The following is a 12,128-nucleotide window of genomic DNA, read 5'->3' as shown; positions in this document are numbered from 1 at the left end:
AGGCCGGCGTCAGGACTGGATGCCGCAGAAGACGTCGGTCTCCTCGACGTAGATCGTGATGCCGCTCATGGTCCCCTCCCCTCACCACTCGCGATGCCAGAGGACAGCAAGACGGGCTGTCCTCCTCGGCCGTCAGGCCGGCGTCAGGACTGGATGCCGCAGAAGACGTCGGTCTCCTCGACGTAGATCGTGATGCCGCTCATGGTCCCCTCCCCTCACCACTCGCGATGCAAGGATCGTAGGCAGGTCAACGATTTTTGCACAAGGCATCTTGAGTAATTCGTTTGCACAAGATTTCTTGTGCATCTGCTACCCTTGGGGCATGTCTGAAGAGATGCCCACGAGTGAGGTGACTGCGCCGGCGACCTCGATCGACGCCCTGCGCGTCATGGCGCACCCTGCTCGCATCCGCTTGTACGAGCTCCTCGTGCACCACGGCGCCAGCACCGTCTCCGAGCTGGCCCGGCGATCGGATCTGGCTATCGGCTCAGTGAGCTACCACCTGTCACAGCTCCACAAAGCCGGGCTGGTCATGGAAGCCGCAGAGGAGGGAACCGACCGCAGGCAGCACTGGTGGAAGGCTGTCCCCGGCGGCCTGCAGTGGTCGCCGGCGGATTTCGTCGACTCCCCCTCACACCGCCGGGTCTCGTCCCTGGCACAGCAGATGTTCAGCGAACGCCGCATGGAGCGCTTGACCCAATGGCTTCATACCTGGGACCAGTGGCCGAAGGAGTGGCTGAACGCGGCGGTGGAGACGGACACGTCGCTGGAGTTGACGCCAGACGAGCTGGAAGAGATGGCGGCCGAGCTTCAGAGTGTGGTGCGCCGGTGGTCCCGGCGGACACCAACTGGGGCGGACAGCTCGCGCCGGCGGGTCTTCACAATGATCCACGCCTTTCCGCTGGCTGATGATGCCGCCGCGGATCACGAGTGACAGCCTGAACTGGTAGGGGGGATTTGCTGTGAAGACACCTGTCGGCATGTCATCGGTCCGCTCCAGGCGGATGGGCACGTTCTTCGCGGGCTACACCGCGTCCATGGTCGGGGACCAGGTATGGCTGACGACCTTGGGGTGGTCAGCCAGCCACTTAGACGATCCACTGCGCGCGGGGCTGGTCATGGGAGCCGGAACCGTGCCGCGTGCTCTCCTCATGCTTCTCGGGGGGAACCTGGTGGACCGCCTGGGCATCCGGCGCCTGGCGTTGGCGACCCAGGCGGGTCGCGTCGCCGTGATGACGGCGGCCGCCCTTGTCACACTCGCCGTCCCACACTCCTGGGTCGCACTGACAGTGGTGGCCGTGGTCTTCGGTGCGATCGACGCGATCAACCTCCCCGCACTGGGTGCGGCGCCAGCGATGCTGGCCCCGCCCGAGCAACTACCGCGGCTCACCGGCATCCTTCAGGCCGCTCAGCGAACCGCCACCATCATCGGCGCTCCAGCTGCTGGACTGATCATCGCAGTAGGTGAGACCCCGGCCGCGACCATCACCTGTACGGTGCTGTTCGCGTTGGCCCTGGGCGCGTTCCTGGTCGCGCATCTGCCGGGCCGCTCCTCCCCAACCGCAGACAGTCCGAAGGCTCGCAGTGTCGACCCGACAGGCATTCGCTACGTGCTGGCCCGCCCACAGCTCAGGGTCTTGGCCGTAGTGATCGCCTGCCTCAACTTCACCGTTCTGGGATGTTTCAACGTCGGCCTGCCGCTTCTCGTCGAACTCCGCGGATGGACGTCAACAACCTACGGGATCATCGAGGCCTGCTTCGGCGCCGGCGCCATCGCCGGCTCCCTCGCGCTGGCTATGCGCCGGCCTACGCAGAACCCTGCCCTGACCGCAGCCTGCTTCCTCGCGATTCAGCCGCCGCTGCTGGCTGCCGTCGGCCTCGTACCGAACACCGTCGCAGTCTGCGTCGCCTCTGCGGCAGTCGGCCTCGCTCTGGGACCCGCCGGGTCCATACTCGTGGCACTGATCCAGACCGGAACCGACCGCGCCTACATAGGCCGCGTCGTCAGTGTCGTCAGCTTCACATCCGCCGGCCTCACTCCGGTTTCCTACCTGGCATTCGCCGCCGTTGCAGACCTCGCCAGCACTCAGACGGCATTCCTCGCGAACGCAGCCATCGCAGCCATCGCCACCGCAGCCATGTTCCGCTCTTCCAGGCAGACAGCGCCCAGCGAAGAGACTGCGGCTATTGAAACTAACTACGTGTAGCACGTACACGCCCCGACAGGACAGGACGCGGACTTGAACATTCTCCTGTGCCCCCTGAGTGACCCCGGATACCTGTATCCGTCCATCACCGTAGGAACCGAGCTCATCCGGCGTGGACACCAAGTCACAATCGTCGGGAGCAAATCAATTGCTCCACCGGCCGCCTCGGAGGGCATACCAGCGAAACTGGAGGAGACAGACGACGGCCAGGGGTCCATGTCCGTGAGGTTCTGGTTCCGCCATCAGCCCGACCAGTACCGTGTGATAATTGAAGCGGCCCGGCAAACGCGCCCTGACATCATTGTCACCTCGGTTCTATGCCACGGCGCACTGCTCGCCGCCGAGAAACTCGACGTACCGGTGGTGATACTCGGGCAAGCTGCTCATCTCTGGCCTTACATGTCAGGAGCGGAAGGGGAATCCGAACTCCCTGCCAGGAGGAAGTGGCGCATCCGGGAAACCATCCGGTTCCTGCAGGAAGCTCGTGATGCCACTGGCTTCGGAAGAATCAAGGACAGCGAAGCGGAACGAGCTCTCCTCGGCGCCCGCTTCCTTCTGCAAGGCGACCCTTCCCTGGAGCACCCAGGCGCTCTGCTCCCGAAGAACGTCCACCACATCGGCCCCTGCCTGTGGGAGCCAGCACCGTCAAAGGTGGACGTGGACAGAGTGATGGAGACCGTAGCCAGGCGGGGCAAACCCCTCATCTACGTTCACCTGGGCAGGTGGTTCGACGGAGCCAACCCATGGCCCACACTTAACAGGCTTTTCTCCGACGGACCGTTCCAGGCTGTCGTCGAAGTGGGACGGACCGACACGCCCGCGCCGAGCAAGACAGCAGATATCTGCGTCGTCAGGCTCCCCTGGATGTCGCCACTCGTCGACAGCTCTGAGCTGGTAATAACCAGTGCCACGTCAGCCCCGGTGCTGAATGCACTCGTTCTACGCAAGCCCATGGCCGTCGCCCCGGCTGGCGGCGAACAGGCCCTGCTCGCAGAATCGTGCATCCGTGCCGGCGTAGCGCACAAAATCCCGGCCGACGCGGATGCGCAGTTCCTATTCCAAACCGTCCAGGATAGCCAGCTTCGCGAAAAAGTAGAGACCGTAGGATCACGCCTGTCCAAGACCAGGGGAAATATCGCGGCAGCAGATCACATCGAAGAAGTTCTGAAGGACGGAAAATAGAACAAAAATTCGAGCCGACGAACCTGTTCCCGGTTGATCGCGCTGAAAAGTGATCGACTCCCGTCATGAGTCAGGGCCTGGGAAACACCTCAACCTCGCACCGCGCCTTGGAGAATCACGCAATCGTCGAGCGCCAGCGGGCTGAAACCACCGCCGCCAGCGTAGCCGCAGCCGGGTCACCTATTTGGAACCGACACGAACGGCCCAGCAGACAGGGAGATCAGCTGTCCACGAAGAAGGACCTGGGCTGTCCGCCAGAACGGATCTTGAACTGTCCGCTCACAGTAGGAAGGGATCGGCTGGCGTCCGGCAGGCTGCAATGTCGCAGGCAGAACGGGCGGGGTTTCCCCGTGCCCGCGGGGTTCAGCCGCTGACGCTCCCGGCCTGGACGTTCTCCCCGCGGGCGCGGGGGTCAGCCGTCGTCACGCTCGGCGGAGAAGAAGAGGACCACGTCCTCCCCGCACGCGCGGGGGTCAGCCGTACGAGCAGCCAAATGTGCTGTTCGGCATGAGCGCCCGGTCCCTGAACCGCTTGAGGTAGAACAGTGCGGGTGCCCGGTCGGTGGCCGGGCACCCGCGAGCGAGTGTGGCGCGGCGCTTGGCAGGACCCGACGGACGCGGCCGGTGCGACTACGCCTGCGAGCACTTCACCGACGGCTGCATGCTGCTGTTCGAGCAGAGCGGTCTGGCTTCATCCACCAGGGCCAGAGTCGGGCCAGGCCAGTAGGACCAGGACCGGGGTTCACCTCTGCCAGCGTCGTTCTTTCCAGGCGCGGGCGGCTGGGCTGTCTCGTCGCAGGTGGCCTTCTCTCCAGGCTCGCTCGAATGCCTCCTCGACCGGATCGCCGATGGGGTCGTCGACCGGTTCATGGTGGGAGGTGTCGTCGTATTCGGTTGGGGCGTACTCCAGCCCGTATCCGTAGTCGTCTTGCCGGCGCCAGCCTCGTTCCACGGCAGAGAGACGCTCGGGAGGCCAGCAGTCGTCGCAGGCGATCAGGTCGCGGTCGCCGTTTCGGGGCTTTGCTGTCCCCGTCGAACCGCACTCGTCACACCGGTTCCGGTGCATGTTTCTCCTCGGGCTTCCCGGGTGTGCGGCTCTGCTACCAGTCCGCGGTGAAGTGGTGCGGCGTGGGACCGTTCCGGTTCTTGGCCACGTGGACATCGACCCTGCGGGCATCCGTACGGCGCAGGAGGAGTAGCACGTCGGCGTCGTACTCCAGGGAGGCGGCGAGTCCGAGGTGCTCGGTGGTGAGCACGGTGGTGCGGTTGAAGGGCGGCGTGATGTGGGCCATGACGACGACCGCCAGGTCGTGGTGGGTTGCCAGGAGCTTCAGTTGGCGGCCGATCTCGTCGGCTTCGCGCACTGCTGGGTCCAGTTCGTCCTCGTCGTCGGGGTCGTCCCAGGGGTCGTAGGCGTCGGTGTGGTGCGTTGGGGGGTCGAGGCGCAGGAGGGTGAAGTCGTCGACGACGACGACCTCAGGCCGTTGCCGGAGGGCGGTGAGGTTGGTGACGGTCTCGCGGATCCGGTCGGGTGTCGGTTCCGGCCCCCGTTCGATGCGCAGGTTCGGGACGTTGTTGCGGGCGGGGAGCTCGGGGGCGAAGAGCACGGAGTTGTGCCCGTTGGCGGCGGTGTGGAGCGCGATGTCGAGCCCGGCGACGGCCTCGCGGCGTCCGTGGTAGGCGCCGATGCCCACCAGTCGTCCCGGGCCGAGGTCCAGGACGGGGTCGAGCTGCGGCCAAGGACAGCTGAAGTGGCGCTTGCCGAGGAGGTCGAAGGCTCCTGTGAGCCCTCGCTGCTCCGGCAGTCCGGACAGTGCCGCCTCGGTCCCCTGATGATCGCTCATCACTGTTCTCCCGCCCCATCACCGCTACGCACCGGTCCCAGGGCACGTTATCCGAATCGTCACTTCCCGCGTTTGGAACGGCGCGAGGCGCGTGCCACTCTGGTCCGATGAGCGAGACTCTGCGGTCCCAGAGCTATTCCGTGCCCACCGGCCGGCCGTTCCTCCTGGGCGAGCTCCGGTCCAAGGTCGCCTCGATCGGGGATGCCGTGCTGGGCCTGTGGGCCGACGCGCACCCGGCCGAGTACGAACCCGTTGCTGACGACCTGTACGCCGCGTTCCGCACCGCCGCCAACCTCGCCCCGCCCCGGAGCCGCACCGGCTGCACCACCCATCCCGACGGCGCGGTCGACCCCGAAGCGCCGCAGGGCTGGACTCGATGCCTGCTGTGCAACAGCGCTCGCCGGCGCGGCACCCACCCGGCGGACGTTCCCCCGCCGGCGCGCACCAACAGCCTGGGCTACCCGGTCCCCGACGGCCCGTACGACCTTCCTCTGCTCCGCCATCACCTGGACGCCGTCAACCATCTCTCCTACTCGTTGTCACTGCGTTCGTCGGACAGCGAGTTCGCGGAGGTAGCCGACGCGCTCCATCAGGCGTTCTGTGTCGCGCGTGAGCTCTCCCGCCCGCGCAACACCTCGGGCTGCAACATCCACCCTGGCGCGCCCACCGACCCGACGGCGGGCGACGCCTGCATCTTCTGCATGGGGGTCGAGCGCCGTCGCGCTGCCGAGCGTGCGGGGATCCCGGTGCTGGTGCCGCGTTCTCCTTCCGTGCTGGCCCGTCGCGGCCGAACTCGGCCCAGCGCCCGTCGAACCAGCCTCTGATCCCGGGACTGCGGGAGACAGGCACCACGTCCCCTACGGGGAGGGCTGGGGCTCCTTGTCCGGTTCGTCGGACTCCCCGGTGTTCTGCTGCGGCAGGTCGGCGTCGCGGGTCATGTCGACGAAGCGGCTGTAGTGGCCCTGGAACGCGACCGTGATCGTGGCGGTGGGCCCGTTGCGGTGCTTGGCGACGATCAGGTCGGCTTCCCCGGCGCGCGGGGACTCCTTCTCGTAGGCGTCCGCACGGTGCAGCAGGATCACCAGGTCCGCGTCGTCCTCGAGGGTGCCGGAGTCCCGCATGTCCGAGACCATCGGCCTCTTGTCGAGCCGCTGCTCCGGGCCGCGGTTGAGCTGCGAGAGCGCGACGACCGGCACTTGGAGCTCACGGGCCATGATCTTGAGGTGCCGGGTGATCTCGTTGATCTCCTCGTAGCGGCTCTGGAATCTGCGCAGCCCGTAGTCGAGGAGCTGTACGTAGTCGACCACGACGAGGCGAATGTCGTTGCGCTGCTTGAGGCGCCGACACTTGGCCCGGAGTTCGGTGAGCGTCATGTGCGGCGAGTCGTCGATGAACAGCGGTGCTTCGGCAACGTCTGGCATCCGCCGTGCCACGCGGGTCCAGTCGTCGTCGGTCATCTTGCCGGCCCTCATGTGGTGCAGAGGAACGCGGGCCTCGGCGGCAAGGAGGCGCATCGCGACCTCGTTGCGGCCCATCTCCGGGGTGAACACGACGGAGGGCAACTTGTGGTGGATCGAGCAGCTGCGCAGGATGTCCAGGGCCAAGGTGCTCTTGCCCATGGCCGGCCGGGAAGCGACCACCGCGAGGTGTCCTGGACGGAGACCGTTGATCAGCAGGTCCAGGTCGGCGAACCCGGTGGGGATTCCGAGGACGGTCCCGGAGGAGCCTCGGGCCTCGATCTCGTCGAGAGCGCCGACCAGGGTGTCGGCAAGCCCCTCCACTTCCGGCTGGGAGCTGGTCACCGCGTAGAACTCGGCCGTGCAGGCCGCGAGGATGTCCTCGACCGGTGCATCGCTCTGCGCGGCCCGGTCCATCCGCAGGACGGCCTGGAGGAGCCGTCGACGCAGGGCTGTCTCCCGTACCCGGTCGAGCATCTTGTCGGCGTGGGCGATGCTTCTGAAGCTGTTGACCAGGGAGTGGAGGTAGCTCTGGCCACCGCATCGTGTCAGTTCACCGCGCGTGTCGAGCGGCGGCGACGGTGATCGGATCGGCCGGCTCGCCGCGGGCGTAGAGGTCGAGGATGGCGCAGTGGATCAGCTCGTGCGCCACGCGGTAGTAGTCGGCGGGGCGGATTGTGTCGACGGCGTCGGCGATGAAGTCTTTCGAGCGCATCATCGTGCCGAGGACGACCTGCTCGGCGCCCAGGTCGTACGGCACCTCGAAGGTGGCGTCCTGCGAATTCGCTGGCGGCTCGCTGTCGCTCAACTTCCGATCCCCACGGTAGCGCCTGCACCGGTTTCGTCCCCTGTGCCCGGCTTGAACGAAAGGATCGCCGATCACGTGGCCGTGTGTCCGCCGAACGGGAGGATCGGCGGGGGTGGATGCTCCGCGGCGCGGACGGCTGCGGTGTGGATTCCTGGTCCCTGGGAGCAGTGCGCGGCCGAGGCCGGCGACGTTGTCGACGGTCAGGTAATTCCCCATGGCTGTGGTCACGTAATTCCCCATGCCTTGCCCGCGGGCTTGAGCCGGCCGCTCCGGTCCCTGCTGTCGGCTGATCGAGGAGGCCTACTGGGTCAGTCCCACCACAGCACGACGAGAAGGCCCCTCCGGGCAGCCTCCGCGTAGAACTCACGTAGCGCACCGAAGTGGCCCAGCAGGTACTCCGTTGGATCGCCGATGAACCCGTAGCCGAGCTCGGATCCTGCGCCGCTGTCCAGGACCGACTGGAGGATCGCCTGCATATCGATCTCTCCGAGCAGTGCCGACACCCGGGCAACTGCGTCTGGACAGAGGGCCGTCGGAGTGGAGTTGCTGAAGAAAGCGATCGCATGTGGGTTCGCGTTGAGGAAGTCCAGATCGATGCCGCTGTCGCCATCGGTCGCGCGCTTGAGCGCCTCCAGGTGGACAGCGTCGAGTCGCGTGAGTTCGCAGGCACGCTCCAGCATGGCCGGTGCCCAGTCGAGATCAAGACAGTCCGCGGACGGCGGATCCCAGTGATGATCTCCGTCAGGTGATTCTGCGGCTGACTGACGGCAGGCGGCGAGGTACTCCGCCGGGACTCGGGCAAGTTGCTGGGTGACGGCCATGACGGCAGTATCGCGACGCTGTCCACCGGATTTGCCGCTACTTCATCGGGGTCCGTCGGTCCTGTCGGTCGGGTTCTTGGGTCGTTTGTTGGGCCGGTAGCTGGGTCCGTTCATGATGACCTGGTGACTGGTGTTGATCAGCCGGTCCAGGAGCGACTCGGCGACGACGGGGTTCGGGAACAGCGGATACCAGTCACTGGGCGCCCGATTGCTGGTGATGATCAGGGACCGGCCCTGCCGCTCGCTGACCAGCTCGTAGAGGTCGTCGGCCTGGGCCGCGGTGAGCTGGCGCATCGCGAAGTCGTCGAGGATGAGGACGTCGGGGCGGACGTGGTCGTCCGGACGGCCCGGGCGGTGCGGTGGGCCGGGGCGGTGCCGCTTGTACGGGCGGCTTGGCGGGCGGCGCGCAGGGCGGCGCGGGCGAGGTCCGCGCCGCTGGTCTGGGCCTGGGTCATCAGGCGTTCACCGCCTCGCGCGTCGGAGCGGCGGCGGTCGCGCGGATTCGGTCGGCGCGCTCGCGCAGCCTCTGGACGGTTTCCAGGCGCTGGAGGAGCAGGTACCGGGCGGTGGCCGTGCGGGCCTGCTCGGCGGCCCGGTCGGCGGCGGCCAGGGCGGAGGCGCGGGTGGGGTGGCGGTGGGCGGAGCGCCTTGCGGTGTCGTGCGCGAGCTCGGCCTCGACGTCGGCCAGCGGGGATCGGGCCAGCAGGTCGAGGGCGCGGGCCCGGTACTCGGCGACGGCTCCCTGGGCGGCGAGCAGATCGGACGCGCGGACGTCCTCGCGGCTCGCGCCGGCCGGACGGGCCTGGAGCATCGTCTCGCGCAGCTCGGCCTGGACACGGCGGGCGGTCGTGTTGAGGTCTGCCCGGTCGGCGGACCCGGCGAAAGCCAGGTTCACGCACTCCCGGATCACGCTACGGGTCGAGCGTGCGGCCCAGCACGACGGGCACAGCCCGCCGGCCTGCTCAGTGCCGCAGTCCTCGCACGGCAGCGCCCTGTGGGCCGCCTCGGCGGCCTCGGCCTGTGCTCGTTGCACGGCCCGGCGGGCGTCCGCCTCGGCCCGCCGCTGCGCGGCCCGCTGACGGTCGAACACCTGCTGTTCGGCGCGCAGCATCGCGTGCCGGTGCAGTCGTTCGTCGACCGCGGTGCGGCGCTGGTCGCCGGTGGCGTTGTCCGGGAGCTGGGCGACGGCTTCGCGGACCAGGGCGTGGCGGATCGAGCGGCGGTTGGTGAGCTGCTTCTCGCAGGTCACGCAGTCGGTGCGGGTGTCCAGGCGGAGTCCGTCGTCGCAGGCCGGGTGGGCGCACTCGGCGCGCTGGGGCAGGCCCTTGGCGAGCAGCCAGCCGATCGGGTCGGTCACCAGGGCGCTGCCGCCCTGGATATGCAGCCGGTCGGCTGGCGCGGCCGTGGCGCTGGCCTTCCCGGTCAGCAGAGCCACCCGGTCCAGCTCAGCCCGCACCGATTCTCTCAGCGTAGGGAGGGCGGCATCTCGAAGTCGCTGCCGACGAGCCACAACCCCTGGCATTGGTCGGTGCCCGCGCTGTGGGCCATCCGAAGGATCTCGGCTGGGTCTGTTTCCTCCGCAATGACCTGTTCGAGGCTCTCCTTGAAGGAAGCCCAGTCTTCGATGGACGGCCAGGCATTCCACCTCTTCGCCTCGACCGGCGACCGGCGCCAGGCCCGAAGCCAAACGGTGGCGGCATCGTGCCGAAGGTCGCCGGATCCGCGGACATACCGGGACACCCCGGAGGCAAGGTCCGGGGCGCTGGCCCTCACGGCTTCCTCGATCAGCGGGAACGAGTAGCCGGAGTTGAACATGGCCTTGACCTCGGAGCGGATCTTCGCTCCCAGGTGCGACCTCGAACGATCGTCCAGCCCATCCAGGTCGAGTTCGGCGAACTGCTCACCCAGCAGGTCCACGAAACGGTCGGCCAGTTCGACGACCTCGGGATCGTCCAGTGTCCGCATCCTGCGGAGTGGCAGCGACTCCTCCTCCCAGCCTTCCAGCGCGGAGGCGTCTGCCACGTACGGTGCTCCGGGGAACCCGCCCGCCGTACCGGAGAGCTCCAGGAGCAGCACTCCGAGCTGGGCGGTGATCCAGCTCGCCAGATTCGCGGCGTCGGCTTCGCGAGCGACGGTTTGCGGAACTGCGGCGACCACCGCGAGTGCCGCCTCGCGCCCGCCGATCACCGGGGCGAGCTCAGCGAACAGGGCCGCCAGCTGGAACGAGGCATGGGCTACACCGTCGAGTCCCTCGTGAGGTTCCTCGGCGTCGGCCCAGCGCTTCGTCAGGTGGCTGAGGGCGGCCGGTACATCGCTGGGCTTCCACCGGGTGGGGTGTTCCGAGAGCCAGGCCAGAGGGAACGTTACCGTCGCCGGCTCCGTCGTCCGCGCCTGCGGCGACGAAGCCGAGGCCGGCAGCGGCTCGGCCGCAGGAGTGGGCAACCGGTCCCTGAGCCGGGACAGCCCGGAGTCGACCGGGTTGCTGTCGAAGAGCCCATAGAACAGGACCCGGGTCATCGCCGCCGGTCCCTGGCCGCTGAGCTCGCTGAACGGCTTGATCGGCCAGTCCGCTTCCACCGACGCCCGCTGGGACTGGGTCTCGAAGTGGTTGACGGCGTAGGTGGTCATGTTGGCTCTCGGTGCCCGGGGATTCGCCTGCGCGGCCTCAGCCGCTGCCCGGGTCGCCCTCCACACCAGGTTGTAGATCTCGCCGAGAGGCCGATGCTCCGCAACCTTGAGAGCCGCCTCGTGCAGCCGGGCCGCATGGTTGTCCGGTACAACGGGCAGGAGCACGTGCTCGAGCCGGGACCGGAAATAGCGCAGAGCCTCGGCCGCGATCAGCTCCCGGGCGACCACGAGGAGGTCGTCCTGCTGGCCGACGGTCAGCGCGCCGATGTCCAAGTGCTCCGCGAGAAGTGCATCGAGGGCCTCGGCGGACTTGCCCAAGCTGGCGCCGTAGGGCGCGAAGTAGTGGGCCCGGGAGGGATAGAAGGAGTGGGTGAGCACCGGAGGGGCGGCGGCGCCGAGGTCGCCGCCGGCTTTGGCCAGCGCGTCGTCGTAGGAGGCCGGCTCCCAGAGGAAGGCGTTCAGCGGGCTTGAGGAGTGGACCGCGAGCAGCCCTGCCTGGACCGCATCGCCCAGCAGCGTGGCGATGGCGTCGGGGTCCGGGTGAAGCGGCACCGGCCATGAGGCGACATCGGTGATGGGTGTGGTGGTCGGTGCGTAGCGCAGGACAGCGAGAGTCCCGAGCATCGCCCGGACCGACGACTTCGGAAGCTGCTGCCGGGATGAGGGGAAGACGGTCGGGTGCTGCTCGTCAACGACGGCTTGCTGCTGCTGGGCCCAGGCGGTCCGCGCCTTCACGACAACCTGCTGGGCTTCGGCTTCGACACGTCTCTCCTCAACCTTGGCCAGGCGGGTAGGGCTGGTGAGGAGCTGCGCCGCGGTGGTGATGGACGTGGTGCAGTCGACGCAGTCTGGGGTGGCGTCGAGGCAGACCTGTTGGAAGGCGTTACGCGAGGTGAGTGTGAGGGGGCCGGCGCACTTGGGGCAGCACCGTCCCGGGATGGTAGCGCGTACGCCGGCTGCGGCGATGACGTAGTGCTGTCGGCCCCAGCCCGTGGTGTCGATCGCGCTGGTCCTCTCGGACCAGACCGGTACGGGCTGGCCTTCTACGAAGCCGGCCAGCGCCCAGTAGCGTTCGCCGATCGCTACGACCTCTTGCGGCGCCCCGTCGATAGGGCGGATCTCCGGGATCAGCTTTGCGAGTTCGTCCAAGTCGCGTGGAGTGTCCGTGTCCGCCATCGTTTC

The 12,128-nt window shown here is 67.8% G+C and carries 9 protein-coding genes and 2 pseudogenes; 4 read left to right on the top strand and 7 right to left on the bottom strand.

Features of this window, described 5'->3' with window-relative positions; genetic code table 11:
• The first annotated feature begins 322 nt into the window (after positions 1-322).
• The 3 genes from ACFWP2_RS29270 to ACFWP2_RS29260 all read left to right on the top strand — a co-directional run bounded on the left by ACFWP2_RS29270 (position 323) and on the right by ACFWP2_RS29260 (position 3,389).
• Positions 323-934 (top strand): helix-turn-helix domain-containing protein, encoded by a 612-nt coding sequence (locus ACFWP2_RS29270; RefSeq protein WP_380456868.1) that lies wholly within the window; start codon positions 323-325, stop codon positions 932-934.
• A gap of 70 nt (positions 935-1,004) precedes the next feature.
• Entirely contained in the window at positions 1,005-2,207 is a 1,203-nt protein-coding gene (locus ACFWP2_RS29265; protein WP_380456866.1) for an MFS transporter, read from the top strand.
• A gap of 33 nt (positions 2,208-2,240) precedes the next feature.
• Entirely contained in the window at positions 2,241-3,389 is a 1,149-nt protein-coding gene (locus tag ACFWP2_RS29260) for a glycosyltransferase (RefSeq protein ID WP_380456864.1), read from the top strand.
• Positions 3,390-4,130: 741 nt separating this feature from the next.
• On the opposite strand, the gene ACFWP2_RS29255 is transcribed toward ACFWP2_RS29260, so the two are convergent.
• Both ACFWP2_RS29255 and ACFWP2_RS29250 read right to left on the bottom strand, forming a co-directional pair.
• On the bottom strand, positions 4,131-4,454 hold the full coding sequence (locus ACFWP2_RS29255) for a hypothetical protein (RefSeq protein ID WP_380456862.1): 324 nt from the start codon (positions 4,452-4,454) through the stop codon (positions 4,131-4,133).
• Between the two features lie 34 nt (positions 4,455-4,488).
• Entirely contained in the window at positions 4,489-5,232 is a 744-nt protein-coding gene (locus ACFWP2_RS29250; RefSeq protein ID WP_380456860.1) for a hypothetical protein, read from the bottom strand.
• Positions 5,233-5,339: 107 nt separating this feature from the next.
• Between ACFWP2_RS29250 and ACFWP2_RS29245 the strand changes: the two genes are divergently transcribed.
• The gene (locus ACFWP2_RS29245; RefSeq protein WP_380456858.1) at positions 5,340-6,056 is read left to right on the top strand and encodes a hypothetical protein; all 717 of its coding nucleotides are present in this window, start codon (positions 5,340-5,342) and stop codon (positions 6,054-6,056) included.
• Between the two features lie 105 nt (positions 6,057-6,161).
• On the opposite strand, the pseudogene dnaB reads toward ACFWP2_RS29245, so the two are convergent.
• The 5 genes and pseudogenes from dnaB to ACFWP2_RS29220 form a co-directional block, all read right to left on the bottom strand.
• A pseudogene (gene dnaB / locus ACFWP2_RS29240) lies at positions 6,162-7,569 on the bottom strand (replicative DNA helicase); the annotation flags it as partial.
• Positions 7,570-7,805: 236 nt separating this feature from the next.
• The gene (locus tag ACFWP2_RS29235; RefSeq protein WP_380456856.1) at positions 7,806-8,318 is read right to left on the bottom strand and encodes a DUF1877 domain-containing protein; all 513 of its coding nucleotides are present in this window, start codon (positions 8,316-8,318) and stop codon (positions 7,806-7,808) included.
• Positions 8,319-8,360: 42 nt separating this feature from the next.
• Positions 8,361-8,639, bottom strand: a pseudogene (locus ACFWP2_RS29230) (ATP-binding protein); the annotation flags it as partial.
• A gap of 133 nt (positions 8,640-8,772) precedes the next feature.
• Positions 8,773-9,774 carry a hypothetical protein gene (locus tag ACFWP2_RS29225; RefSeq protein WP_380456854.1) on the bottom strand — a complete coding sequence of 334 codons (1,002 nt, stop codon included), beginning with the start codon at positions 9,772-9,774 and terminating at the stop codon, positions 8,773-8,775.
• An 8-nt stretch (positions 9,775-9,782) separates the two neighbouring features.
• Entirely contained in the window at positions 9,783-12,122 is a 2,340-nt protein-coding gene (locus ACFWP2_RS29220; RefSeq protein ID WP_380456852.1) for a hypothetical protein, read from the bottom strand.
• Between the last annotated feature and the right edge of the window lie 6 nt (positions 12,123-12,128).

Source organism: Kitasatospora sp. NPDC058444 (assembly GCF_042721415.1).
In the GTDB taxonomy this organism is placed as follows: domain Bacteria; phylum Actinomycetota; class Actinomycetes; order Streptomycetales; family Streptomycetaceae; genus Kitasatospora.
The sequence above is the reverse complement of the archived record's forward strand: the minus strand, read 5'-3'. Positions and strand labels throughout refer to the sequence as shown.

Excerpts from the sequence above, each read along its gene's own strand:
- ACFWP2_RS29270 (WP_380456868.1), top strand. The coding sequence starts at position 323 with ATGTCTGAAGAGATGCCCACGAGTGAGGTGACTGCGCCGGCGACCTCG.
- ACFWP2_RS29265 (WP_380456866.1), top strand. The coding sequence starts at position 1,005 with ATGGGCACGTTCTTCGCGGGCTACACCGCGTCCATGGTCGGGGACCAG.
- ACFWP2_RS29255 (WP_380456862.1), bottom strand. The coding sequence starts at position 4,454 with ATGCACCGGAACCGGTGTGACGAGTGCGGTTCGACGGGGACAGCAAAG.
- ACFWP2_RS29250 (WP_380456860.1), bottom strand. The coding sequence starts at position 5,232 with ATGAGCGATCATCAGGGGACCGAGGCGGCACTGTCCGGACTGCCGGAG.
- ACFWP2_RS29245 (WP_380456858.1), top strand. The coding sequence starts at position 5,340 with ATGAGCGAGACTCTGCGGTCCCAGAGCTATTCCGTGCCCACCGGCCGG.
- ACFWP2_RS29235 (WP_380456856.1), bottom strand. The coding sequence starts at position 8,318 with ATGGCCGTCACCCAGCAACTTGCCCGAGTCCCGGCGGAGTACCTCGCC.
- ACFWP2_RS29220 (WP_380456852.1), bottom strand. The coding sequence starts at position 12,122 with ATGGCGGACACGGACACTCCACGCGACTTGGACGAACTCGCAAAGCTG.